General features: G+C 44.6%; 20 protein-coding genes. 4 read left to right on the forward strand and 16 right to left on the reverse strand.

Going from position 1 to position 25,895, the window contains the following annotated elements:
• The first annotated feature begins 109 nt into the window (after window positions 1-109).
• A complete protein-coding gene (locus ACPW7N_RS14465; RefSeq protein ID WP_425651810.1) occupies window positions 110-4,366 on the forward strand; it encodes a GGDEF domain-containing protein in 4,257 nt (1,418 codons plus the stop codon).
• A gap of 162 nt (window positions 4,367-4,528) precedes the next feature.
• On the opposite strand, the gene ACPW7N_RS14470 is transcribed toward ACPW7N_RS14465, so the two are convergent.
• From ACPW7N_RS14470 to ACPW7N_RS14485, 4 genes are all read right to left on the reverse strand, one after another.
• A complete protein-coding gene (locus tag ACPW7N_RS14470) occupies window positions 4,529-4,999 on the reverse strand; it encodes a YajG family lipoprotein (RefSeq protein ID WP_425651811.1) in 471 nt (156 codons plus the stop codon).
• A gap of 631 nt (window positions 5,000-5,630) precedes the next feature.
• Window positions 5,631-6,653, reverse strand: coding sequence for a homoserine dehydrogenase (locus ACPW7N_RS14475; protein WP_425651812.1), 1,023 nt, complete (start codon window positions 6,651-6,653; stop codon window positions 5,631-5,633).
• A gap of 82 nt (window positions 6,654-6,735) precedes the next feature.
• On the reverse strand, window positions 6,736-8,739 hold the full coding sequence (locus ACPW7N_RS14480) for an oxidoreductase (protein ID WP_425651813.1): 2,004 nt from the start codon (window positions 8,737-8,739) through the stop codon (window positions 6,736-6,738).
• Window positions 8,740-8,883: 144 nt separating this feature from the next.
• A complete protein-coding gene (locus tag ACPW7N_RS14485) occupies window positions 8,884-9,429 on the reverse strand; it encodes a hypothetical protein (protein ID WP_425651815.1) in 546 nt (181 codons plus the stop codon).
• A 230-nt stretch (window positions 9,430-9,659) separates the two neighbouring features.
• Between ACPW7N_RS14485 and ACPW7N_RS14490 the strand changes: the two genes are divergently transcribed.
• Both ACPW7N_RS14490 and ACPW7N_RS14495 read left to right on the forward strand, forming a co-directional pair.
• The gene (locus tag ACPW7N_RS14490) at window positions 9,660-10,565 is read left to right on the forward strand and encodes an NAD(P)-dependent oxidoreductase (protein ID WP_425651817.1); all 906 of its coding nucleotides are present in this window, start codon (window positions 9,660-9,662) and stop codon (window positions 10,563-10,565) included.
• Window positions 10,566-10,583: 18 nt separating this feature from the next.
• Window positions 10,584-11,024: a hypothetical protein gene (locus tag ACPW7N_RS14495; RefSeq protein ID WP_425651818.1), complete on the forward strand. Its 441-nt coding sequence runs from the start codon at window positions 10,584-10,586 to the stop codon at window positions 11,022-11,024.
• Between the two features lie 13 nt (window positions 11,025-11,037).
• Here ACPW7N_RS14495 and ACPW7N_RS14500 read toward each other — a convergent pair whose 3' ends face one another.
• From ACPW7N_RS14500 to ACPW7N_RS14550, 11 genes are all read right to left on the reverse strand, one after another.
• On the reverse strand, window positions 11,038-11,403 hold the full coding sequence (locus tag ACPW7N_RS14500; protein WP_425651820.1) for a response regulator: 366 nt from the start codon (window positions 11,401-11,403) through the stop codon (window positions 11,038-11,040).
• 20 nt (window positions 11,404-11,423) lie between these two features.
• Complete coding sequence (locus ACPW7N_RS14505; protein ID WP_425651821.1) at window positions 11,424-12,434, reverse strand: HD-GYP domain-containing protein; 1,011 nt, start codon at window positions 12,432-12,434, stop codon at window positions 11,424-11,426.
• A gap of 131 nt (window positions 12,435-12,565) precedes the next feature.
• Window positions 12,566-13,681 carry a response regulator gene (locus ACPW7N_RS14510; RefSeq protein ID WP_425651822.1) on the reverse strand — a complete coding sequence of 372 codons (1,116 nt, stop codon included), beginning with the start codon at window positions 13,679-13,681 and terminating at the stop codon, window positions 12,566-12,568.
• A complete protein-coding gene (locus ACPW7N_RS14515) occupies window positions 13,674-16,793 on the reverse strand; it encodes an ATP-binding protein (protein ID WP_425651824.1) in 3,120 nt (1,039 codons plus the stop codon). The genes ACPW7N_RS14510 and ACPW7N_RS14515 overlap by 8 nt, the downstream gene beginning before the upstream one ends.
• Before the next feature lie 102 nt (window positions 16,794-16,895).
• A complete protein-coding gene (locus tag ACPW7N_RS14520; RefSeq protein ID WP_425651825.1) occupies window positions 16,896-17,351 on the reverse strand; it encodes a GNAT family N-acetyltransferase in 456 nt (151 codons plus the stop codon).
• A 22-nt stretch (window positions 17,352-17,373) separates the two neighbouring features.
• The gene (locus tag ACPW7N_RS14525; protein ID WP_425651826.1) at window positions 17,374-17,829 is read right to left on the reverse strand and encodes a hypothetical protein; all 456 of its coding nucleotides are present in this window, start codon (window positions 17,827-17,829) and stop codon (window positions 17,374-17,376) included.
• 48 nt (window positions 17,830-17,877) lie between these two features.
• Window positions 17,878-18,123 (reverse strand): hypothetical protein, encoded by a 246-nt coding sequence (locus ACPW7N_RS14530; RefSeq protein WP_425651827.1) that lies wholly within the window; start codon window positions 18,121-18,123, stop codon window positions 17,878-17,880.
• A gap of 148 nt (window positions 18,124-18,271) precedes the next feature.
• Window positions 18,272-18,586, reverse strand: a complete 315-nt coding sequence (locus ACPW7N_RS14535) for a hypothetical protein (protein ID WP_425651828.1) — start codon at window positions 18,584-18,586, stop codon at window positions 18,272-18,274.
• 160 nt (window positions 18,587-18,746) lie between these two features.
• Entirely contained in the window at window positions 18,747-20,207 is a 1,461-nt protein-coding gene (locus ACPW7N_RS14540) for an LCP family protein (RefSeq protein WP_425651829.1), read from the reverse strand.
• Window positions 20,208-20,421: 214 nt separating this feature from the next.
• A complete protein-coding gene (locus ACPW7N_RS14545; protein ID WP_425651868.1) occupies window positions 20,422-21,339 on the reverse strand; it encodes a pseudouridine-5'-phosphate glycosidase in 918 nt (305 codons plus the stop codon).
• Entirely contained in the window at window positions 21,317-22,270 is a 954-nt protein-coding gene (locus tag ACPW7N_RS14550; RefSeq protein WP_425651830.1) for a carbohydrate kinase family protein, read from the reverse strand. Before ACPW7N_RS14550 ends, ACPW7N_RS14545 begins: the two co-directional genes overlap by 23 nt.
• Before the next feature lie 259 nt (window positions 22,271-22,529).
• Between ACPW7N_RS14550 and ACPW7N_RS14555 the strand changes: the two genes are divergently transcribed.
• Window positions 22,530-23,732: an MFS transporter gene (locus ACPW7N_RS14555; protein ID WP_425651831.1), complete on the forward strand. Its 1,203-nt coding sequence runs from the start codon at window positions 22,530-22,532 to the stop codon at window positions 23,730-23,732.
• A 76-nt stretch (window positions 23,733-23,808) separates the two neighbouring features.
• On the opposite strand, the gene ACPW7N_RS14560 is transcribed toward ACPW7N_RS14555, so the two are convergent.
• Entirely contained in the window at window positions 23,809-25,875 is a 2,067-nt protein-coding gene (locus tag ACPW7N_RS14560) for a YecA family protein (RefSeq protein ID WP_425651832.1), read from the reverse strand.
• Between the last annotated feature and the right edge of the window lie 20 nt (window positions 25,876-25,895).

The raw sequence follows: 25,895 nt of genomic DNA on the forward strand, positions 1-25,895 counted from the left end.
ATCATTTATAATACAATCATACCTTCTTTTCGGATTTGATAATTTATTATAAAATTATGTGAACTACTTTTAACAATATTAACGAATTATTGCGTACTGGAGTGACGTCATGGAAACAGAAGTAACGCTCCTAACAAATTCTCCTCATTGCATGACCTTGACGCACCGCAACATCGGTTCGACGATGGATTTTTCCAAAAGGACCTGGAAGTATTTTCATCAGAGGCAAATCATTCATAGGCTGCAGACGTGGCAACTGGTTGCCCAAGGAGAAGAGTTCAGACAACCTGCAAACTGGCGTATGGTTGAAGGCAACTTGAATGTGTCTTTGCCGTCCTTACCGGTAGGATTCCTGCCACTCTCCGCCATCAATACACTTGATCTGGATCTGTTCTCGAAGATCAGGATTATCATTGCTTTAACCGAAGCCCTTGCCAAGCTGCACAAACATCAATTTTGCATGGGGTTCTTGGTTCCCGAGATGATTTATTTCCATCCCAAAAGTCATAAAATTATTTTAGACATTCAACCATATACCTCTTCGTATCCTTTTGTGAATAATCTATTGGAAGATTACCCCTATATTCTTCTTTCCAGCTATTCACGCAAGCATGAGTTTAGTCGTATCTGCGACTTTTACTCCATCGGCCTGATGATACACTGGATTGTATTGGGACATTTCCCCAAAGAACCTCGTAGCGTGGAAGCATCTCTTCCTCAGGTGCTGCATTCGCTTTGCAGCAGCTTGATGCTCACACCGGAACGATTTATTTTTGCGGAAGAAATCACCACTGAATTACGCCAAATGATCGGTGAGGACATCGTTCCCATTACCCATTACAGCTCAAGCCCCGTTTGGCTACACCCGATGGCGCCGCCGATCAATTGCAGGAATCAGTCAACTTTGCGTTCTTTTTTGCGTACTCAGGGTATGCAAATGATCGGAATCCTTTGTGAAGACGAGGTTACACGTATTAATGCACTGCGGCACCACGTCATTGAAGTGTTAGAGGATCACTTTTTCTTCAATATCCGATGCAAAACCTTGCCATTTGCAGCCCTGCGTGAAGCTATTGACCGGACGTTGCTGATGGCGTATGAGAATATTCCAGAGTCATCGAGTAAACTGCGTGGACTGTCCCGTAAATTTGAGCGTCTGATCAGCAGACATTCAGAAGGAAATGACCTGGATTTGGCTTTGGTTGATTGGCTTTTCTCTTTTTATACGGAAATGCTGCCCATGTTCCAATTGCAGAGCCTGTACTACATATACGAAAACTGTGAACGCATCGATGCTGACTCCCAACGTGTCTTCCTTCTGTTTTGGCAAAAGTATAATGAAAAGATTTCCGGCTTGCATGTGATCTTCAGCGGAGCGAGTGCACCGAGTTTATTTCCGGATATTGGTTTCTATAAGATTGCCCTTGGACAAAAAGAAGCGGGACTTTATCGAGATTTATTGGAATCTCTCTTTGGACGTGCAGATGCGTCATTACTAGAGATGCTAACTACATGGTTTGTAGATAAACAGATCGAGTTTCACCAATGTCCGCCTCTCATCACGGAATTGATTCGCAGAAATTGTGTCCAGTTGACGAGCCATGGATGGGTAGCCACAAGCAATTGTCTCGTAGAATTGGATCAGGTTGACCCCGACTTGGTAATCTCTCAGCAAATTACAAGTCTTCCGGAATCCGATATGGAATTGTTGCGAATCTTTGCCTGCATGCCTGTGCCGATCAATGCCCGTTCGATTTTCATAAGCAACGGACTGGATGATAACCAGCTCACCTATTTTCTGAAACGAATGGCAAAAGCAAGCTTACTCCTGGTGTACACCGATGAGAGTGTATTCATGCCGTTCGATGTAGCCAAACGAGTCTTGCACGATTTGCCTACATCTGAGCAGGTTGTTTACTACAAGAAAGCACTTCCGCTTACACAGAAAAGCAGATATATCACCTATCCTGTCCTGATTGAAATCGCTGGTTTGGCTGATGAGCCGAGAATTGAATACTATTACTCGATCAAGTACTATCGTCAGATCAGGAATTTGCTGACACTGGATCAGCGCAAAGCATTAATTGAAAATATCCGTCAGTTGCAACATAGGCTGCATCGGACGAAAATATTGTGCTGGGATCGACTGCTCTGTTTGCTGTACATGCGACTCAATTCTTACGATCAAGCAGAGAAACTGGCTGACGCCCTCTATAAAAAAACGAATAAAGCTTTTGATCGGTTCATCTTGATGCGGATCAAGCTGTTTACGAACCAACTCGATGCAGTTTCAGTCAAACATGAACTCCTGTCGTATTTGGAAACCGAAGAAAACATCGTGGATAAAGTGCATGCAGCCCATCTGTTCATCTATCTTGACTTCATTCTCCCTTTGCACCGGGATGTAGCCGAGATTCTGCATCAGATGTACGTAAACGAGATTCATCCCAATCGGCACCAAATTTCTACAAGATCATTTGCTGAAATCAGCATCATGTATACCATCATGTTGTTCCAATACTTCCCTGAACTAGAAGAGTGGGCATCCTCTTTGCTGTGCAAAGTGGAATCTGTACTGGAAGGTACGCCGCATCAGGATTTGATGATCGAATTGACCAATTCCTACATTTTTCACAGCAATGTGCGTTTGGGTCGAAGGAATCTGTATCGATGCCTGGATATCTCCCGCCGCTATGGATTTACAGGGAAAGAACAGATCAGCCATCTTAACGGTATGGAAGTTACCCTCTTTCAGGGTGATTTGACCAGTTACCGTTACCATTTGCATCAGGCTTCGCGTGTTGGCAAGTTACAGCGCAGAGATTTGAACGAACAATACCATACCCATCAGCTTTTCTATGCTTGCGAATGGGAGCAATGGGATGTGTTCGATGAAATTTTCAACAAATTAACGAGTGAGCAAATGACATCATCTGGCAAGTTCGTATTGGAAGTTTACAGGCGCTATGCTGCTTTTCGACGCGGGGAAGAGCTTCCGCTTGCCTATGAGTGGGAACAGGAGAATGAATTCACTCTCTTCATCGATGGACTCTACGCTGCTCGCCTTGGTGACGTTGATAAAGCATGTGATCTCTTCAGGAAAAGCATTGCCAAAAACGGCTATCGTCTGCAAGCAGGATGGTCTTATCGAGAAATGATTGGACTCTTGCTCGCTCACAATTCAAATGAGACAGGCTACTGGCTGGAACGTTTTGAAGAGTATCTCAAGAAATACAGCTATGATGTTTTTTGGCCTGATCTGCACCGAGCCTATGCCAACTGGATTATGAGACAGGGTGACTTGCAAAAAGGGATGTTGTACTTGCGACGCTCCGTTAACGGATACAAATTGATTGAGAAAAATCAATGGTATGAAGAGCTTTCGACCAAGTTACGTAACGTCGTACAACCTCAATACATTCATCCGACGTCTTCCTTGACGAATGAACCCATCGTCCTGAAGTTGATGGAAGAGAGAGAACAGCTTTTGCATCAATCCCTTGATTTGCAAATTATTATCCAGCTAAGTGAACAGGTTACGGAATCGCTGGAGCTGGCTAACACCTTCCAGCAGCTATCCAATTCGTTGTTCCGATACTTTCCGGTTACACATACATCAATTTCATGCAATTTGTTCTATTCCAAAGAAACTTTCTTTTATTCAGCATCTGGCTTGATTGACAAAAACGACAAGATGCTGTTCCAGCGATCCCGCCAGTCGAAAACGAAGCTGGACTATCTCCTGTATCAACAAGGTGATGAATTTATCAAATTGACGGTATATGCCAATGATTTGGCAGAAACGAATCGACAACATATGGAGAACTTCTTGTCCTTTATCAAGCCGCATATTTCCAACGGGCTACACTACATGGAAATGATGATAGACAACCTCACCGGGTTCTACCAACGCCGATATTTTATTGGACAGTTGCAAACCGAATTGGACATTTCACTTCGGCACGGTCTTGATATGTCACTGATCATGATCGATATTGACAACTTCCGCAAAGTAAACGAGTTCGGGCACCAGGAAGGGGATAAAGTGCTTCGTGAAATATCGGATATGATCCGTTCGATTCTGCGCAAGAAGGATATTCCCGGACGATTCGGCGGAGAAGAACTTCTGCTCATCCTGCCCAAGACAGATGGGCTGATCGCAGAGCGAATCGCAGAAGATCTGCGCCAGCAGATTGAAGAAGAGTTTTCCAATGGACGACCGTATCGGGTAACCATCAGTGCCGGCGTCGCATCAGTGGAGCTTTGTCAAACCACAACAATTGACCAACTGATTCGTAAAGCTGACGATGCTGAGATTCTGGCAAAAACCACTGGGAAGAACAAAGTCGTTGTCGCATGGGAATAAGAAAACCCACCCGACACAAGCTATCGCTAGCGGTCGACTAAACGCAACATCCGTGTTGCATCGTCGACACTCGCACGTCCTGAGCGTCGTCGGGCGGGGCCCTAAACTAAAAAAGAGCAGATGCCTTGTGATGGCAATCTGCTCTTTTTCTTTTGGCTGAATCTATCTGTTGCTTGCGTATTTAAACACGTTGTCTACCTTTTGCAAGACAAACAAATGCTCTTCTGCCCGGGTAAAGCTCTGTCCTGCAGGTGATGTAAAGGTTGTTTCATACATCACTTTGAATTCAAAGGAATCAGCACCGAGGGCAGTTGGTTTCAAGCGAAGAATTTTCACGTCTACCTTGTTACCGAGGCTTTTCTTTGCCAGCTTGAACACATTTTGCGCAGCGGTGGCTTCCGGAATATACAGCTCATTTATCTTTTCCTTTAATTCCGCTTCATCCTTCGCCTCGTTCAACTTCTGCTGCTTGGTAATCCATTCTGTTGCAATCCTAGTCATCTCTTCCTCAGAGATCGCACCTTGCCCCTCTGCTGGGGCCTGTGGTGCTGTTTGAGGGTTTTGGGGAGAGGTTGCACATCCCGAGAGAATCATCAGAATTGTTGTTATCACAATCAAGAACTTCCAATTCATGAATTCCATCCATCCTCTAAATCATTATTTTCCTCTGATCCTTAAACAAGTTGGACACTATGAGTATATAGAAAAGAATGGGTGGAAGCAATGGAAACTGCTGAGTTCGTACTCACAGAAAAAAGTATCCGATCAAGTACACGGCACGTACCTGCTTATCGGATACTTCTGTTTTTGAATGGATGATCGTTGATGAACAGTTGATTTATGCTTTCTGATTATCCGTTCTAGCCATTAACGAAGGCAAGAACAATGTCAAAAGTGAGATAGTTGTAGTAAATACCAATTCAACATAAAAGAGTCCTTCCATACTTTCGCCCCCTGAACGGTTATTCAGCAGGCAATGTTCCTTCTGGGATACGATTTACGTAGTAAGAACAGAATCCAACACCGATCAAGAGATTAACAACGAAGAGTACGAGAGCATACATTCCCATTCGGATCACCTCTGCTGTGTTTCGAATCACAATGTTTGTTACGAAATTGTGAACTTTGTAATTTCATTATATCGTCACATTCATATCTTGACAATATGCAATTTTCTGAACATTTTTACCTTTATTATATTGGTAAGCCTGTCCCCATAATAAAAAAGACCCTGCCCCGAAAGGCAGAATCTTTCCTGTGACGATCAGTTATGCTTTTGAAGGATATGTTCCAGATCTTTTAAGGCTGCCGCCGCTGCTGCTCGTGGATCAGACTTTCCTCCGACGACCAGAAAATCTCCCATCACATCTGTTTCTACGTAAACTGCCTTGGTTGTACCTTTGACTTGCGCAAGCGGATGATCAACTGGCAGTAATTCCTTTTTCACCTGTACGGTAACACCTTGCTCTGTCCGCACAATACTTCCGATCAACTTGGGAACAACGTTCTGTTCACGGTATTGTGCCAGCTCATCACTTGTGATCGGTCCAATCCCCTCTCGCTTGACATCTTTTAGCTGTACGGCTGTTTCGAAAGCGGCATTGGCAAGAATCGTCATTTTGCAGGCCGTATCCCAGCCGTCGATATCAAATTGCGGATTTGGCTCGGCGATTCCCATTTGTTGGGCGAGGGCTACCGCTTCTTCAAAGCTCAACTGCTCATCTACCATTTTGGTCAAAATGAAGTTGGTTGTACCAGTAAATATTCCGCTCATCGATTTCACTTCACAGCCAGCCAAATTATATTCAAGCAGGTCGATGGTCGGTAAGGCGGCGGCGGTAGCACCGCTGATTTTTAGCATCACATGATGCTGCTTGGCAAGTGTAGAGAGGCCTTGGTAGTCGAGCACCAAGGCTCCTTTGGATATGGCGATCGCATGGATATGCTTTTGCAGCGCACTGCGAAGATACGACATGCCAGGTTCTCCATGCTCGAAGTTGGTTGGCCCTGCCTCAATCAATACATCGATCCCCGCCTGTGCAACAAAACCGGCTCCCGTATATTCTGCTGATTCCTTGTCTGTTACTGTACCGTTTCGAAATTCCTCTATCTCAGTGAGTGTCAGTCCTTCGGGATCATATATGCCAGAACGTGATTTGCAGACGGCAACCAATTGGACATCTGCCCCGTACTTTTGACGATAGTGTTCACGTCTTGCTTCGAGGAACCCAGCAACATGATATCCTACAGAACCAAAGCCACTGATCATGATTTTCCACTTTTTCATTCCAGCCAACCTCCAGGCACCTTACCACGAAGCAATCCGCCTGCCTGAAGTTGTTCAACCTGACTGGACGAAAAGCGTGGCATTAGATTTGACGACCGATAATGGTTCCTTCATAGATGGCCCGTTTCGCATCCAATTCTCCTGCTGTTTTGGCGCCACCTATTATATGATAGCGCACTTTGTCCTGTAATTCTTCACTTAATTGAGTATTTGAATTGGCGCCAGCAGCGATAATCACCGTATCAGCAGAGATGAATTCCTCTTCTCCGTTGCGAATAATTGTCACACCCTCTGGCGTAATTTCCTTGTAATCAATTTGGGTAATCATCTCTACACCATGGTGTTTCAGGGTTGCGATCGTTGCCCAGCGCGTGGTTTTTCCCAAGCCAGTGCCCACATGCTTGCCTCGGCGAAGCATGGTGATTTTTCGCCCGCTCAATGAATAGCGATGTACGTTTTTCGGATCCAAAATTCGGTAGCCAACCAGGTACTGCGTCGCTTCTTCCCGAATACCTCCACTGTTCAACAGCAAATGGGAAAGGTCGCAAGCAATTCCGCCCGCACCGATGATGACAACTCTTCGGCCCACTTTTGCTTTCCCTTCAAACACGTCTGTGTACGAAACAACATGCGGCAGGTCTGCTCCAGGCAAGTCTAATTGTCGAGGGGAAACACCAGTAGACAACACCACTTCCTCAAATCCCTCGGCAAGCAACTCTTCTGCTGCAACCTCCTGACCGAGGCGAATATCAACACCAAGCTTATGCAACTGAACACGATAATAACGAAGTGTCTCATTGAACTCTGTTTTGCCTGGCACCTGTTTGGCATATAGGAGCTGGCCACCGATTTCCGGAGATTTATCAAACAGTACAACCTGATGTCCACGTTCGGCTAATACACGAGCCGCTTCCAGACCAGCAGGGCCTGCGCCAACTACTGCTACTGTTTTCTTCACATCTGCAGGAGCCAAAGGTAATTCAAGCTCTCTTCCAGCGACCGGATTGACGAGACAGGATGCTGGCAATCCAGAAAACACGTGATCCAGACAAGCCTGGTTACAAGCAATACAGGTGTTTACGTCGTCGAATTTACCAGCTTCACTCTTTTTCACGATGTATGGGTCAGCTAGGAACGGACGAGCCATGGAGACCATATCGACGGAATGCGTGCGGAGGATCTCTTCTGCCAGACGAACGTCGTTGATCCGGTTGCTGACCACGACAGGAATCGATACAACCGCTTTAATCTGTTGTGCTACCCAGACAAATGAGCCCCGTGGTACCGTCATATAGATTGTTGGCACCTGTGACTCATGCCAGCCGATGCCGATATTGAGCGCATCTACCCCGGCTTGTTGAAGCATTTTGGCAAATGCTTGTGTTTCTTCCATCGTTGTGCTCTCTGGAATCAGATCTAGTCCTGACATCCGGAAAATCACCGGATATTCTTTGCCAACCGCTTCTTTTACCCGCTTCGCGATTTCTACCCCAAAACGACTGCGGCGTTCAAAATCGCCTCCCCACTCATCTGTCCGCTTGTTCGTTACAGGAGAGAGGAACTGGTTGATGAGATAACCTTCTGAACCCATGATTTCTACGGCATCATAGCCTGCTTTTTGTGCCCGAAGCGCAGCATCTACAAAATACTGAATTGTCTCTTCCACTTCTCTGGATGTCAACTCACGTGGTGTGGTGCTGTTAATGGGAGCTCGCAACGGAGACGGAGCTACTGGATCGAGACCTGTTTTTTCTTTGTATGCGTATCGACCGGTATGGAATAGTTGCATGGCAATTCGCCCACCTTCACGGTGAACCGCATCTGCTACCAGTTTTGCTTTTTCAATGTGATCGTCGTGGAAGATATTGAGATACTCATCCCCAATTCCTCCTTCCGGGCAGACCGCAATTCCACCTGTTACAATCAGACCTGCCTCACCTTTGGCACGCTCAGCATAAAAGGTTGCCAGCCGTTCCATTCCATTTTCGAGCCCTTCAATTCCGACATGCATCGAACCCATCAGAATCCTATTGGGCAAGGTCAATCCTGCGAGTTGAATCGGTTCAAATACACGATTAAGTATCATACATCATCCCCCTGAACTTTTGAATGAATACTCATTCATTTTTAAGTAGTAAATTCTTGATACTCTGATTAAATTCCTTCCTTTGTGAGTTATTTTTATAAATATAAAATAAAGTCTGCAATTTTTTGCTGTAACCAATATGCACTATTGAGCAAATTTCCTAAATAGATAAACACTTAACCCCATCCATGATATTCCGAAGGGAACCGACGACCATGCGGTAATGAATTGGTCATTAAATATGAGTAAAGAAACAGAACTCAACAACAGTAAAACCCTGGTCCAAAACGGTAATAATTGAGACTTAAGCATGCTTACACTAAAAAACAATAACCCTGCGATTGTTATTAGAAAACCAATTGGCTGAGCAGCTTCGTACTGGATACTCAAGTCTATTGAAATACGAGATATCGTACCAAAAAGATAAAGGAAGCTTCCGAGCAAAGTAACATTTAGTGCCCATCGTGCAGATCGTTTTGCGTCCTTTAGGGACGCATATAAACCAGCCAATCCTATGCCGATACAAGCTATTCCGCATCCGAACCATGGCATAAGAGACTGAGAACTTCGGTAAATTTGAGCATCGGGGTTACCAGGGGGCATCATGGACAATTCAAAGCCCATCCTTAGCCAAATCATCCCACCGATTAATGCAGACAAGGCGGTGATTAAAAAAACAACTCTCTTCATCAAAATTCTCACCCTTTGTTATAGATATTCCCACTATCGTTCAAGTGAAATTGCTTCATTTCTATTGAGCATTTCGCTCAACCTGCAAATTCTTTGGCCTCATCTTGAATGAGGACGAGCACACATGTAGACTAAGCATAGTAAGAAAACCCACCCGACACAAGCTATCGCTAGCGCCGGGCGGTGCCCCAAACTTATACATAGCAAGAGAAAGCGGAGGGATACTAGAGATGGAAAGAATAGGATTTATTGGACTAGGAACTATGGGGATGCCAATGGTTCGCAATCTTTTGCAGGCAGGTTTTGATGTACATGTTGTGTCTCGCAGTCGTGGACCAATTGACAAGGCAGTGAGTCTGGGTGCCATTGAAGCAAGCAATCCACGTGAGTTGGCGGAAAAGGTTGATATCCTGCTTACATGTCTGCCATTGCCGCCTTCGATTGAAGAAGTTTATTTCAGTGCAGACGGAATTCTCGAGGCTGATCTAACCAATAAACTGATTATTGATCACAGCACAGTCAGCCCGTTGACCAACAAGCGTTGTTATGATGCTATCCAGGCAAAAGGTGGCTCCTACATGGATGCGCCGATCAGTGGAGGACCGATGGGTGCTGAGGCTGGCACGTTGGCGATAATGTGTGGTGGCAAACGTTCTGATTTCGACCGTGCACTTCCTGTATTTGAAGCGATGGGCAAACATCTATTTTATATTGGTGACATCGGAAACGGCAGTGTTGTCAAGCTGATGAACAATTATCTGATTGGCGTACATACGGCTGCGCTCGCAGAGACATTTACCCTGGCAACCAAAATCGGTGTGGATACAGAGCTGATGAGGGACGTACTCACCGTTAGTACGGGTGACTCCAAAATGTTGCACCGCATTGTTCCTCTTGTCCATGAACGTGATTTTGCCGCCCGATTTAGTAATGAACTCCTGCACAAGGATATGAAAATTGCAACCGAGCTCGCCGAGTCGTACGGTGTAGACATGCCGATTAATCAGCTTGCAGAAAAAATGTATGCAGAAGCAAAAGAAAAATACCCCAAAGAAGACATGGCTGCTTTGTTTAAAGTTTATGAGGAAAAAGTTGGCGTAGTTGTACAGGGCAAAACCAAAAATGTAGTGGTTTAAATTGAGGAGGAGTTTGAATTGCGTTTTTGGATCACCGTCCTGCTCATCTTTCTCCTTGTGCTCCCGTTAACTGCTTGCGGTTCAGCAAACAAGGATGAAAACAAACAAGTCATCATGTTAGAGGGACGCAGCGGGGATTGGGAAGCATCCCTGCGAAGCACGTATGTGACTACTACTACTCCGGACAAAGGAACGCTGTATCAATCATTGACAATTCGCTATATTGGCAAGGAACCACTGGTTCAAAAGTTCTCTTTTGCTTATCAAGACACGGTGGACAAGATCAGCCAAAATGACGTCCAAACACTGCCATCGGGTGTCTATCAGGTTCAGTCTCAAAAGGAAAATACAGTTGCCCCGTGGGATTTTGCGAAATGGGGACGGAATCAGGCCAATTTGACCATTCAGTTCCAAGGGCAAGAAATCGCATTGACGATGATAGCAACAGGGAGGCAGTGATAAACTGCCTCCTTTATTGTTTTAATGCCTTTGCAACAGCAGAAAGTATATTCTCCCTCTGAATGGGCTTCACCAAAAAATCGTTTGCTCCGCCTCTGATCGCATGAATCACCAATTTGCGTTGTGCCATTGTTGAACACATAATGACTCTAGCATTAGGATCAACCTTCTTGATTTCCATCAACGCTTTTATTCCATCCAATTTCGGCATGGTAATATCCATAGTGATCAAGTCAGGCTTATACTGTTTGAACAAGCGGACAGCTTCCTCTCCATTGGTCCCTTCTGCAATAACACTATAGCCTGCTTCTTCCAATAAGTTCTTTAACATTAGTCTCATAAACGACACATCATCTACTATGATTATCTTTGCGAGCATCACTCAAACTTCCTCTCAACTCAACCAACAAGTTGCTCTATCTGTACGTTGCGACACTTACGTAAATCAATATAATGGTTATCAAGTTGCACCAATGGCTTAATCGGGTCCTCTTGATGAATCAAGGTAACTCGTCCCTTTTGACCGTCAGAAAGAATGACTTGACTTCCAACCGCCATCTCCATCATCCGTTGAACAAACACATGGCAAATAACCGGATCCAGCTTGCCAAACCGTTCTGCCATCATCTGCTCAATTACTTTAAAAAACGGTTGGGCTTCCTTATACACCCGTTTCGATGTCATGGCATGAAACACATCAGCAACGCCAACAATTTTACTGAATAAATCGATCTGCTTCCCTTTGACTTTATTCGGGTACCCGCATCCATCCTCCCGTTCATGATGCTGCAAAGCTACTAACGATACACGGGGATGCAGATTCGATATTTGCTGGATAATCTCAAAGCCAAAAACTGTATGTTGCTTCATCTTGTTGAATTCTTCATCTGTAAATTTGCCAGGCTTATTCAGGATTTCATCGCAAATTTTGATTTTACCGACATCATGAAGCGCAGCAGCCAGTGTAAGCAAGTTTAGTTCCTCTTGATTCAAATGCATCCATTTGCCAATCATCGTCGAAATTACTGCTACCCCGATATTATGGCGATAGGTATAATCATCTTTTGCCTGTAACCCGGATAACACACTGTAAAGATTGGGATATTCCGTAGCATGATGAATGGCGGGAATGATGTTCATATGCAGTTCTTCCAAAGGTATATCGCCTGTGGAATGTATATATTCAAAGATTTCTCTCATTTCTTCCGTCGCACGATACACCAGACTCTCATTGGTCTTTTCCTGTTGCGTCACCTGTTCCACATCTTCGTTCGAGACGTGTACACCATTCTTTGAGATGACTTGGACAAGTGAATCTGTCAATATGGTCTTCTCCGATGCCAGCAGTAATCCCCCTTTCGTAAATAGATCCCGTTTCAGCCTAGAGCCAATCTGGTCACTTGCTTTCATTTTTAATCCTCCCTATGGAAGTTAAACATACACATTTGAATTCTACTGAATAGCTCTCACAAAATTCTCACAAAATACCATTTTCTAATAAATTACAAAAAAAGAAACAGAGATTATCTCTGCTTCTCAGTTCATGATTTCAAATAAGATGAAACAAAGCTTTTCATCTCTTCAGGAGGCTCCATCTCCAATTCCCGACGATAGAATGCCTCGAACCGTGCATACTGCTTTGCCACTTTTTCTCGATTCCCACATCTTGCGTAAATTTGTAACAGGATCATGTTCATTTCCTCATTCAGAGGATACAAAGTCAGGAATGCCTCCAGCCGTTGCTCCGCTTTTTTCCAATCCCTATTCTCAAGATCATGCTGAATCAGTCGATGGACAAGCCATGTAAATTGCTTTCTGTACCCTTCCTCCAATGGAGTTTTCCAAATGTAGTCTTTCCCCTCCAGCAGTGATCCGTTATAGAGAATACACAAGTATTCAGCTTGCTTCGCATCCCGCATCTGATCGGTAATCGAAAAATCGTACCGTTGAAATACTAACACATCATACTCTAGTTTTGCTGGTTCCAATATATACCCTTCGTTTGTTCTCTGGATATCCACGTCGATCTCGTGCTCTTTCAACAGTTTCTTTAAACGATACATCGTATTGTGTAAATTATGCGAAGCCCGGTCTACATCCATGCCCGGCCACAGCAATTCTGCCAATTGCCACTTGTTTATATCTCGCTCGGGATAACATAGAAAGTAAGAGAACAATTCTTCTGTCTTTCGTGTTGTCCAACGAACGAGTTCTCCTTTCGAATTTCGAACTTCAAATCCGCCAAAGCATCGGATCGTTGCATGTCGAACTTTCTCTTCCACCGGGGCAGCAAGTCGATGCAGCTTTATCAAACGGTTGGTGACCCGCTCGATCGCCGCTGGTGTCACAGGTTTCAAAATATAATCAAAGGCATACACCTGAAAGGCGTCCAACGCATACTGCTTGTAGGCAGTTGTAAAAATAATTTTGGTTTGATCGAATAGCTCATTAATTTTTTGAGCGAGTTCAAGCCCGTTCATTTTCGGCATTTCCACATCGAGAAATACGACATCCGGTTGAAGGTGTGGTAGACAAGCCAGTGCCTCAAGGGGATTCGTGAAAGTACCCAAAATGGTGTAGTGCGGGTTAAGACCGATCACATATTTCATTAGATCCAGAATGGGCTTTTCATCCTCCACTATTACTGCCTTAAACAAACTTGCCCCTCCTCTCTTCATCAAAATCAGCTTGTCCATCATAAGGTACAGGCAAATACATCGTAATTTTCGTCCCGTATCCCATTTCCGAGCTGATGGTTAACGTTGCATCTGGGATATTATCGAGGCGTTTGCGGATGTTCTGGATACCAATGCCGCCTCTTTGTTGCTCACCTTTTGTTAGTTGATAAAGAAGATCATCAGATATGCCGACACCATCGTCTTCAATCATCACCTTAAGATAACGATCACCTTCGACAATGGAAAGCGTAACCTTGCCCTGTCCCTCCTTCTCAAAAAGCCCATGTCGGATGGCATTCTCCACAAACGGCTGGACGCATAAAGAAGGTATTTCTTTATTCTGTACACTGTCATCAACATAACAGATAAAGTCGAAACGTTCTCCGAAGCGAGCCTTTTCAATCTCGACGTACGCATGAATCAGTTCCAACTCTCGGTACAGCGGAACGAACAGCGTATGACGGTCCATATCCAGAATATAGCGTAGATACTGACTCAGCATGGATAACAAATAAGCCGCTTTTTCTCCATCCGTATAACAGAAAGAGATCACACTACTAAGAGCGTTGTACAGAAAATGGGGTTTGATCTGAGCTTGATGGAACGCATGCTCATTGCGAATCGCCTCCTGAATCGACGTTTTCATCGCAATCAATGTCTGAATCCTGGCAATCAGCGTCTCCGCATCAAATGGCTTGGTCACATAATCATTCGCCCCTGCCCGATAGCCAAGGGCAATGTCATGCGGTGTGTCCTTGACTGTCGCAAACAAGATGGGCAGATCGAGGATAGAATAATGGCTTCGTAACTTCTTGCACAATTCAATACCCGAGATTTCCGGCATCATGACATCCAGAATGACAAGATCAACCTCTGTATGTTCTATCATTTTGACCATCGCTTCTTTTGCCGAGAAAGCGGTAATCACATTGTACCGATGCCGTTTCAAAATGTTCAGCAGCGTATGAATATTGGAAGCCTCGTCATCAACAATCATGATCGTATGCTCATGTTGATCTAAAATATCAAGCTGTACGCTGTCACCGAAAACCCTTTTCTGCTCGATTGTCGTACTAGCAATTTCATGATGAGCAGATGTCTGTTCCGCTCTCGGCAAAGCAAATGTCATGCACGTTCCTATTCCAGGCTCCGACCACTCCACCCGGATGTCTCCGTTCATTTGTTCAACCAGCTTGCGACTGATGTACAAGCCAACCCCCATGCCTGTGAAACCGTCTTTGGGAAGCGGTTGATCGTACTGCTCAAAATACTCGAAAATCGCCGTATGTTTTTCCTTGGCAATCCCCACTCCCGTGTCCTCTACGGAAATAGACACTGTACTTCCGACCACACTCGCCATCACCTTGATCGTCCCTTTGTCTGTGTGCTTAATCGCATTGTGTACAAGATTGTACATGATTTGACGAAACCGGTTCTCGTCTGCCAGAACCAAAACCTGGGGGGCAACCTGATTGTCCAACCGCACAGACTTGCCCAAAAGCTCGAATTGCAGCACATCAAATACAATTTGGGTTACCATCTTTACATCCACAACTGTCAGATTCAAGCGCAGCTCCCCATGCTTCAAGCGAGTGACATCGATCAAATCGTGAATCAGCATGGACAACTTGATGGAAGTATCCTTGATCAGCCACAGATTCTGTTTTTGCTTTGCCGATAATGTTTTCTCTTCGTCATCCAACAGATAGGAAGTGATATTCAGAATGCCATGTAGCGGTGTCTTGATCTCGTGGGACGTATTTGTTAAAAATTCATCCTTGAGTTGATTGGATATCGTCAGTTGATGTGAAAGTGTCTTTGTCTTTTCATAAGCATGAGAGAATCGCACGGCCATCAGAATATTCATGAAGATGATGAAGTACAAGACACCAATTTTCCCTGCCAGATCGGTTGGTACTAAATTTACCGCATAAAGAATTCCGTCTATTAAATAGATCGTCAGTGAAACGCCTGAACCAATAAACAGCAACAGTTCCTTCCCGTTGGACAATTCCCCCTGATTTTTACTGGAGAGATAGATTATTCTTCCCAGGATATATAGGTAAATGAGTTGCGCATAAATCAATAAAGTGCCCTTCACTTCGGTATAGACAGAATAAGGCAGTACGAGAATCGCCACCATGTAAAGCAGAATTGGGCTAATAAACTGTATCATCCTGGTTTGTGACATAACCTTGGTATCAATGGAACAGAAATACATGATCAGGAGTATCGAACTTAGAAACAGAGTAACATCCTGCAGCTTGTATGCAATGGTGAAAGGAATAGCGGGTAATAATCGCAGCAGTATCTTCTCGCCATAAACTGATTGATAGACAAACAGGGTAACTAAATACATTCCGCTGAAAAAATAGGATTTCTCCTGCAATCGCATGAAATAGAAGCTGAGATGATACGCCGACATAACAGCAAGTATGATAATAAAGGCGATATCGGTCCCGAGCAGGATACTATTCTCTTTTGTAATATCCTCAGGCAATCCAAATTGGATCGAATTTACGATGCCCCCATTATAGAACATGTAATTTGCCACTTGAACCACAATCTCGATTTCGTGGTTATTCGTATGAAATACCACAGAATAAGGGGTATTCCCGGGAGTATGGGTATCTATGTCTGTTGCGGGCACTCCGCTTTCCCCTGCTATACTACCATCGAGGTATAACCGATGAGCCATACGGATGTTCCTTGTTTTTAGCCCGAAAATTTCCTCCGAATCTGGAAGAAACACTTTCAGTCGATACGTCCCAAAACCTTTTCTGTTCATACCACCATCGGCATTTTTCCCTTTCCACGTACCAGGCACGGATAGATACGAGGCGTCTTTATGTGTTCCTTTGAAAAAATCTTCAGGCGCAAGCAATTTTCCCGGATAAAACTCCCACTCGCCATCCAAACCAACCAGTCCTTGATGTCGAAAATCCCAACCTGACAAATCCAGCACTCCCTGCTTCGCAGTCGGTGCTCCCTGATTTGGAATCGTTCGCTCGTAAATACCAATGTATATCGCAACAGACAGGAAGAAGATCAGGCCAATTCCGATGTATTTGAGGTAATTCCTTATATTCAATACCGATACCCCTTCCGTCGAAAATTGCCTTTACTCAAACCTATCATTTCATACTCACAAAAAACTCACAAATACAAAGAAGAACACCCCAGCGGGTGATCTTCATTTGATCTCTTTTTCAAAACAGGTAAGAAAAAAGTTGGGTGCTACTTCTATTTCCTGAATCGGATGAAACCCATTCTTTGTGTAAAGTTTTTTTGCAGGGGTGTTCTTTTGCCCTGTGGATACAATCACTTTGTCTATACCCTGTTCTACTTGATGAATATAGGATAATAAAGACTGGGCAATTCCTTTTCTAAAATGATCAGGATGAACGATTAGTCGATGGATATCGAGGATGTCCTGTTCTCTTTTGTATGAAATGGCACCTGCTAATTCTCCATCGTAAAAAAAGCCATAAAATGTTTCACCACACGATTGCAGGGTTTCAACAGTATCCTTCAATGGTGGAATATCGTAGAAACCAATTAGCTCTGCTTCAATCTGATAGGAAGGTAGCTGAATGTTTAGTACTTGCACAGCAGTTTCATGTTGTTCGATTTCCAAACGGTTGATCATCACATTTTGTCCTTTAGTTTATTTATAATCGTGTAAGCTGATTTACCTCAGATGCACATTTGCTTAACAATTGATGAATCTCTTCTTCCGGCATTTCTAGGTTGAGAATAAAGAAGTAGTCGAGGATATGTTCTACTTCTGCGGTTTTATCAGTACTTATGTAGCGACGTTTTTCTGTAATGCTCACACTTTCTACAATTTGTTTGGCTGACTCCCAAAGAGACGCTGTCTCTCGAACGATGCCTTCCTGTGACAGATAATGAACTTCTACCTCCAGTTCACAGGTTGTTTCATCAATGGGGAAGAAATGTACACGTGCCAGTGGATTTTCGATCTCATCACGTGGGACAAATTGCAGTTCAACTTCATGCTGTTCTCCTGCATCATAAACAGATTGTTCTGATTTGAGCAGAATATTGGCAACTACCCCTTCTTGAAGCAGCAATTGCTCCAGCTCTTGAATCAGTTTCTCCAGCATACGTCAGCCCTTCTTTCTTTCATTCATCTCCCTCTATTGTAGTAGATTTTAATCGCCTCCTCCACCTCCACCATCTCCACCGCCGCCGCTGTCAGAAGAACCGCCAAACCAGCCGCCGTCCGAAGAGTCACTTCGATGATCATCCCAATCATTTGAACCTCCGTCAGAGCTGTAGTAACTGTCAGAGGAATGATGCCGCTTTTTTGCCGCTTTCGGTGAAGCTGAAGAGAAAATAATTGCACTTATCACGATGATGCCAACTACACCAATAAAAATCCATGTCAACACTTCCATTCATCCACACTCCTTTGCTTCGTAAATACCCTTCTCCTAGTACTACGAATACCTTATTCCATTTGTTGCAAAACTTGAATGAAAAATGAAGACAGTAAACCACAAAACGGCTTACTGTCTTGTCATGTACTATTCTGTTCATCTTATGTCATGAACTAGTGGTAGGACTGCCCCAGTTCTTGTGATTAACAAATTCGGATAACCATGCTCGGCGAATCTCCTGGTTCGGGCATAATCCCAACACATAACTATCGCCTCGCATATACTTTTCCTTGATCCATTCTTTGTGTTTTCGAAAGAATGCCTTCTGAAACTCAATGGGCATTTGTTGATACTCTTCCAGAGCTGTAGGGTTTTGGAGAAAGAAATCTTCATCGTAGACAATTTCATCATCACTTTGTTGTCGACTGAACAGCGCCAAAAAGATTAGAACGATCGCTAAATTCACCCAGAATAGTGTCATACAAAACCCTCCCCGTCCTGCTAATCTTCAAATTGTCAGAAGTGTCAGTTTTTATATACTATTATTTTACCACCTTTTTGGTGTTATTAAACCCCTGATAAATGAAAAAATCAGGAGACTTTCGCTCCTGATTTCATGATTTTATGATTTCTGTATTCGCTTATCCATTGGTCCCATTCGAGCCGGTCGAATTGGATCCATTGGTATTCGTATCGGTCGGCGGTGGTGAAACGATATCTGCAGGCGGTGCAGTTATATCAGGTGGTGGTGTTGTTTGCTCCGGAGTAGATCCTGTTTCCGGTTGTGTCGGTACGGTTGTATCTGGTTGTGTGTTGTTACTATCTGTGCTATCTGTGCTACCCGGCTGTACCACATCGGCAGGTGGAGTATCAGTTTTCGGCTGCTCGGTTGTCGCTGGGTTCTGTTTTGGTTTTTCAGGAGCAGTTTTGGCTGGTGTTGCTTCTGACGCTTTTGTCGTCTGTTTTTTTCGGGGCTTGGTGTTCGTCGTCACTTCACTATCATCCCCGATGGATGAATCGTTCACTTCCGCTACTGAATCCGTAATGCCCATTTGCGATTTCAATGTTGATCTGATTTCTTTCAACTGCTCAGCAGGCAACAACGTATAGCTGATATTTGGATTCCAATACGCCTTGTTTTCGAGGGTCGTGATATTGCTGGATGTCACTCCCTTAAAGTCAACAACCAGTCCTTTTATTTGTTCAGGGGAAAGGTCCGTATGAACATGTTGTCCTCCAACTTCAATAACTTTAAAGATTTTGGTGAATCCCTCGAAGGACGTCATCTTATCCATAATGGAGCGAATGACTTCCTGCTGACGGCGATTTCGGTCAAAGTCATTGGAGAAATACTTGGTTCCTCGGTTATCATGACGATGACGTACATAGCCAAGAGCCTGTTCGCCATTTAGTGTCTGAATTCCCGGTTCCAGATTAATGTGAGTATTGTCTGTCGGATCGTCGTAAACGAGTTTGCGGTCTACGTTTACCTCTACTCCGCCCAATTCATCGATGATTGATTTGAATCCGTCAAAATCGACTTCTACATAATATTGAATCGGAACACCGAGCATTTGTTCCAGTGTTTTCTTCGCTAAGGTTACCCCATTTTCCGTTGGCGTCTGTCCATTCACTTCCGCTTGACGACGCTCCACTTCCCCATTTGCATAAATGGCATTGATTTTATGATAGCCACGGTAGCCTGGTATCTTGATTCTCGTATCACGTGGCAAAGAAAGCATGGTGACTTGCTTCGTAACCGGATTAACGACAGAGACGATCATTACGTCTGTATTCATCGAGCCTGTTTCCTTGCGAGTATCTCTTCCCAAAATTACAATACTAAGCGGTTTATCGGAGTGGTAAGCATCATCGAGCCCTTCAGCGAGCGTATTGACACCATCCCGATTATTTGAGCTAGCATTTTTAATCGCTTCATCCACTTGCCAGTAAAAGGAAGCTGCGACACTTCCACCAATCATTAGCAAAAATAAAAATCCTATTGTAAGGATGCGACGGAGTCTTTTCCGTTTGTTTGGCCTTGCCACTTTAGAACGTTTGGCTGTTTCATTCGAACGGCCTCTTGATACTGAGTCCGACATGAGATCAATCTCCTTATTCGTGTGAGTCTATACTATACACATATATATGTAAATCATCGAAATTATCGTACAAGCATGAATCGACATTTGAATGAAAAAAACCCTGCAAACCATTGTATCATACGCATGCAAGTTTTTGTAGAAAAATGTTGGGCCTGCAGTCGTAACGACTGACAGGCCCATCTCAAAGATCATGTTCAATTATTGATTCTAATTATGCTTGGTATTTCGCTAATTCAATGGCAATCTGCGCTCCCACACGGGCATTGTTTTTCACAAGTTCAATATTCGCTGATAAACTGCGCCCAGCGGTAATTTTTCCCAATGCTGAAAGGAGGAATGGTGTCACTTCTTTGCCACCAATGTTGTTCTTGCCTGCCTCCTGTAATGCTTTTTGAATGGCATCTTCAATCTCGGCTGCAGGTAAAGCAAATTGTTCGGGGATCGGGTTGGCAATGATCGTTCCCCCATCTAAGCCCAATTCCTGTTTCTCAGCGAGAATGCGAGCAACCTCATCAGCAGAGTTCACCTTGTAGTTGCAAAGATACCCGCTCTCACGGCTGTAAAAGGCAGGAAAATGCTCTGTTTGATAGCCGAGCACAGGAACTCCCTGTGTCTCCAGATACTCCAGAGTAAGACCAAGATCCAGAATCGACTTCGCACCTGCACAAACTACCGCTACATTGGTTTGAGCCAGTTCCATCAAATCTGCCGAGATGTCCATCGTCTCGGCTGCCCCTCTATGTACTCCCCCGATGCCACCTGTGACGAAAACGGAGATTCCTGCCATTTTCGCAACGATCATCGTGCCTGCTACGGTAGTTGCTCCATGCTTTTTCATCGCCACGACATACGGCAGATCCCTGCGGCTTGTCTTGATCACCTCTGTGGCTTGAGCGAGTTGTTCAATCTCTTCTGTGGTTAACCCTACCTTCATTTGCCCGTCGAGGATAGCAATTGTCGCAGGAATCGCACCGGCTTCACGAATAATCGCTTCAACAGCCAATGCTGTCTCTACATTCTGGGGATAAGGCATTCCGTGGGATATGATGGTTGATTCCAGAGCAACGACTGCCTTTTTATTGTTAAGTGCTTGTTGTACCTCAGGTTTAATGTCCAATTTCACGTAAATAATCCTCCTTCGCCTGTTCCAAATCTCGCATGTTTGTATCCGCTACGGACTGATTGCTTCGCAAGGCAAATCCAGCCATAGCCATGCCATAAGCGGCACGTTCAACCAATGAATTGGTTCTTGTTAAACCATACATGACTCCCGCCGTAAATGCATCTCCAGCTCCGGTAACATCGAGGACATCTGCCTTAGAAGCAGGCAGCCACATCTGCACTTGCTCCTGATGGATGTAGACCCCTTCGGAACCGAGCGTGATAAACACTTGCTCCACGCCTTGCTGATGCAACTTGGCGGCAGCCTGCTTCACTTCATCCTGGGTAGACACTTCCATACCGGTGAGAATAGCTGCTTCGTCTCTGCCAGGAGCAAGAAGAGTCACCCCATCCAGCAATCCTTTAAAACGTTCTGCCTTTTTCACAGATACCGGGTCAAGAGCAATCAGCTTGCCTTGCTTTTTCGCATGTTCAAGAAATTGTCGTATGATTTCAACAGGTAGATTGGCATCGAGAAATACCCCTGTTGCCTTACTCATTAAATTAAGTCCCGTATGTATATGTTGCTCATTCCACGCCTCAGTTATGGCCATATCTGCAATCGCCGTGAGCAATTCACCTTCTGCATTATGTATGGAAACATACCTGCCTGTCCGATAATTCGGTAGTCTCAGCATCCCAACAGTACTTACACCACTTTTCATCGTGGTTTGACGAAGCCATTCGCCGTCTGTATCCTCCCCCACCAGCGAGCAGAGAACAACTTCATCACCTAGTCGAGCCAAGTTTTCAGCTACGTTCCTGGCAACACCTCCTGGTGAAGTGTGGACAATCCCTGGATTGCTTGTGCCCAACTGAAGATTGTACAGTGGCTCTCCTTTGATATCGACATTCGCTCCACCAACTGCCAACCAGCTTCCTGCGTGCTGACTCTCCATATAATTCCTCCTTGCTTACCCTGAGTTCTCTCTTACCTGGCAATTGAAAAACTGTTATTTATCAGAGGAATACCTAATTCTACTAGTTATTATATCAGTACTTCCCCTTCTGTCCATTCTCCGCGTACACGAATCATCCAAAATGAGTTGATGACTTACTTACTTTTCGTGTGTTACAGTTTGTGTAGATTATTAAGTAGAGAAAAGTTCACAAAATTGTTGGAGAAAAGCAGGAATAGATGGAGAAGGGAGAACACCTATGTCAGCTTCAAATCAAACCGTTTACCGCATCTTGTTTGCTGTAAGCCTCGTGCATCTGTTAAACGACAGCTTACAAGCTGTAATACCCGCAACTTTGCCTATTTTACAAAAAAACTTGTCTCTTAGTTACGCTCAACTCGGCATTATCCTACTTGTTATTAATATCGTATCTTCCATTTTGCAGCCAGTGATCGGCTATATGACGGATGTAAAACCAAAGCCTTTTTTATTGCCTGTCGCCATGCTCGTCTCTGGCCTCGGAATGCTTGGGATTGCCTTTGCTGAAAATTTCTACACGGTTCTGTTTGCTGTAGCCCTCGTTGGTGTTGGGTCTGCCGTGTTCCATCCAGAAGCGTCACGGGTGGCCTACCTTGCTGCTGGACCTCGGCGTGGACTTGCTCAATCTATTTTTCAGGTTGGGGGAAACGGAGGACAAGCACTTGCCCCGTTAATGTCTGCATGGTTTTTTGTGGCATTTGGTCAGTTGGGTGCAGCCTGGTTTACGCTTCCTGCAGCAATCGCCTTGATCGTGATGGTTTTTCTTGCGTTTTGGTACGGCAATCAAAACCGTCTGGCCAAAAAACAGACGACAACCGTGGAGCTTAACTACCGAAGAGAGCGGATGATTGCACTTGGTTTGCTTGTTGTTTTCGTCAGTGTTCGGTCATGGGTCAGTGCAGGATTCCAGGCTTTTTATCCTTTGTATCTGATTGATGTCAAACATATTCCATATAATGAAGCACAATATTATACCTTTACTTTCTTGATGGCCGGCGCCATCGGTACTTTCTTCGGGGGACCACTGGCTGATCGCTTCGGCAAACGCAATTTGATGGTTCTCTCTACGCTGGGTGCTCTGCCATTTATCCTTTGTATGCCATATGCACACGGATTTTGGGCATATCCACTCCTGTTTGTCGGCGGATTGATTTTACTGTCCAGCTTTTCTGTCACTGTTGTTTATGCACAGGAATTGCTGCCAGGTCGTATTGGCACCGTATCTGGCCTGATTATTGGTCTTGCTTTCGGAATGGGTGGCATCGGCTCATACTTCCTGGGAATTCTCGGAGACACCCATGGGCTAACGTTTGTTATTACCTTGTGTTCGATTTTACCGTTAGTCGGATTTCTCGGTTTGCTGTTACCCAAAGATGCAACGATTCAAAAATGGGAACAGGCACGTCTGCGAGCCGCATCCTAAGAGGATTCGATTCTTAACAAATAAAGAGCAGGTTTCCTTTTAGGAAGGAAATCTGCTCTTTGATTTTTGTCATATTTTAGATCAGTACAGACTGGTTCACACCGAGAAGTGTGCTGATTGATGGCGGATACACTTCCGGAGTGCCAAACAATCTCCATTCTCCCTGATCTGTCTGTCCGATCAACCCGAACAGCATCCAGTCTTCAGCAAGCCCCGAATCAATTTCCTCGTGGAACACGATGGAAATTACATCTCCGTTGCCAAGCTTCACAGACCATCCATTCGTCTGTTTTTCCAGTAGAACCATATGGCTCTCCTCTACAGTTTGCGGCTGAAGGGCACGCTCTTGCAGGTTGATGGAGGCTTCCTTCTGGAAAATGGAACGAAGCTTGTATGCTTCTGGCAAATCTTCTTTTAAGTCAGCTAGAAGCGGTTGAATTCCCGCGTTGACTGTAAACTTGCTTTGTTTGTCCATCCATTTGAAGAAGGCAGACAGAACAGACAGCAGGTTCGATGCAAGTGTTTTGGTTAATGTATCTACACGCTCAACCACATCGTGTACGAGGAAATAGGCAATCTCTTCCTGTCTTAGTTGATCCCAAGTGAAATCTGGTCCAAAAGCACTTCTTACAAAGGAGCGGAACAGATTCATGGCTTCGTCGTACTTTTTGACAGTAGCTTCTGATTTGCCATCGGTCATCTCGGCAACAAATCGTGCAATATCCTCCAAGCGTTCCGTTGAAACCGTATAAGAACTATCTGTTAACCCGTGCACCAACGGTCTGGAAACCAGGTTTTGAATGTGCACAGTCGGATTCGATAATGCCAAGCGAGGACGAATCAAATTGACTCTCATAAAACGGGCAGCACCGATACCAGCATCTGCCTCATCTTCCATCTTGTTTACAAGCAGCTCAACCTGTTCCCGCAATTCAGCCTGATTGGATGCAGCAGCCAATACGGGTGCAATTCCATCCAACTCAACATGGGGTGTCACTAGCCACTTTTCAGCAAAGTAGGTCTGAACCGCAAAATGCAGAACTTTTTTGGGCAGTGTTGGCTGACTCGTAATAAAAATCGTGCCCCTCGTCAATCGGGAACCTGTGGAAGTCAGTCGAGTAATCACTTCCGTTGATTGGAGGGATGTAAGGTGCAGAGTTTGAACCATCTCGTCCAGACGGTCTGAAAAACTCTCCAGCATTACCTGATTGCCATTCAGGAGAACCTCTCCCTGCACTTCGTGAAGTTCCAAGAGCGTATGATTGAGCGCACGGAACAGGAACTCTTCTTTTCTAGCCGCATATACCCAGATTTCTTCGGCAAGATCACGCTTTTTCAATTCGAACGAAGGGTGCTGTTCCAACGTTTTGCGAAGCTGATCCAAATCCGTCTCTTCATAAACTTGACGTACCAGTTCGTCTGGAATTTTTTCTGACTTTTGTTTGTTGCTGCCTGCTTCAAGAATGATTCGATACAGCTCTGTCGCTCTCAAGGACAATTCGTCTTTTGATCCTGACTGGTCTTTTGACGGGTATCTGGTGTTCCAGGCAAGCAAGCTCTCTTGCAAATTCGCTTGAACAATTAAACTGCCGGAGAACAATAAATCTCTTGCTCCCAACGGAAGTAAGCGTCCAACGATGATTTGTCCCGCCTGTGGCTGATGAATGCTTCCACCGACCAGCGAGTGCTGATGACCTGTCGCCAGATCATGAACAGTGACCGAATCATCCAAAACTTCATCTACTTGATAAAGCCCCAAGGACAGTTCACTAAATCCTTGATACATGGTTCGATCCATTTTCTTGCCGTACTGTCTCAGGAAATCCTGAATCAGCGTTGTCTTCCCATGATACACATCGAATACGAACCAGTTGAGGAAGTGAACTTCCCATACTTGTTGTCTCACATCTTCAACGGATAACCCTACACTTTCAGCAAAGAGCTTTCGTGCACGATCAATCTCTTTTTTAGTAAGCTGTGAGGAAATGTATCGATTAAACCGTTCAATCCATTGCATGTACTCATTGCGCTGTTTCTGTTCGCGTGATCCCTGCAATTGGGTGATTGGAGTGACAATGCCGCAACATTTCTTATATTTTTTTCCGCTTCCGCACGGACAGAGTTCATTTCTACCGACTGACATGGGGGTTGAATCTCCTTTCA

The organism is Brevibacillus nigriterrae, from assembly GCF_049846925.1.
Lineage (GTDB): Bacteria > Bacillota > Bacilli > Brevibacillales > Brevibacillaceae > Brevibacillus_H.

Excerpts from the sequence above, each read along its gene's own strand:
- ACPW7N_RS14555 (WP_425651831.1), top strand. The coding sequence starts at position 22,530 with ATGTCAGCTTCAAATCAAACCGTTTACCGCATCTTGTTTGCTGTAAGC.
- ACPW7N_RS14470 (WP_425651811.1), bottom strand. The coding sequence starts at position 4,999 with ATGAATTGGAAGTTCTTGATTGTGATAACAACAATTCTGATGATTCTC.
- ACPW7N_RS14530 (WP_425651827.1), bottom strand. The coding sequence starts at position 18,123 with ATGGAAGTGTTGACATGGATTTTTATTGGTGTAGTTGGCATCATCGTG.
- ACPW7N_RS14540 (WP_425651829.1), bottom strand. The coding sequence starts at position 20,207 with ATGTCGGACTCAGTATCAAGAGGCCGTTCGAATGAAACAGCCAAACGT.
- ACPW7N_RS14500 (WP_425651820.1), bottom strand. The coding sequence starts at position 11,403 with ATGCTCGCAAAGATAATCATAGTAGATGATGTGTCGTTTATGAGACTA.
- ACPW7N_RS14550 (WP_425651830.1), bottom strand. The coding sequence starts at position 22,270 with ATGGAGAGTCAGCACGCAGGAAGCTGGTTGGCAGTTGGTGGAGCGAAT.
- ACPW7N_RS14560 (WP_425651832.1), bottom strand. The coding sequence starts at position 25,875 with ATGTCAGTCGGTAGAAATGAACTCTGTCCGTGCGGAAGCGGAAAAAAA.
- ACPW7N_RS14505 (WP_425651821.1), bottom strand. The coding sequence starts at position 12,434 with ATGAAAGCAAGTGACCAGATTGGCTCTAGGCTGAAACGGGATCTATTT.
- ACPW7N_RS14480 (WP_425651813.1), bottom strand. The coding sequence starts at position 8,739 with ATGATACTTAATCGTGTATTTGAACCGATTCAACTCGCAGGATTGACC.
- ACPW7N_RS14485 (WP_425651815.1), bottom strand. The coding sequence starts at position 9,429 with ATGAAGAGAGTTGTTTTTTTAATCACCGCCTTGTCTGCATTAATCGGT.
- ACPW7N_RS14490 (WP_425651817.1), top strand. The coding sequence starts at position 9,660 with ATGGAAAGAATAGGATTTATTGGACTAGGAACTATGGGGATGCCAATG.
- ACPW7N_RS14465 (WP_425651810.1), top strand. The coding sequence starts at position 110 with ATGGAAACAGAAGTAACGCTCCTAACAAATTCTCCTCATTGCATGACC.
- ACPW7N_RS14475 (WP_425651812.1), bottom strand. The coding sequence starts at position 6,653 with ATGAAAAAGTGGAAAATCATGATCAGTGGCTTTGGTTCTGTAGGATAT.
- ACPW7N_RS14525 (WP_425651826.1), bottom strand. The coding sequence starts at position 17,829 with ATGCTGGAGAAACTGATTCAAGAGCTGGAGCAATTGCTGCTTCAAGAA.
- ACPW7N_RS14535 (WP_425651828.1), bottom strand. The coding sequence starts at position 18,586 with ATGACACTATTCTGGGTGAATTTAGCGATCGTTCTAATCTTTTTGGCG.
- ACPW7N_RS14520 (WP_425651825.1), bottom strand. The coding sequence starts at position 17,351 with ATGATCAACCGTTTGGAAATCGAACAACATGAAACTGCTGTGCAAGTA.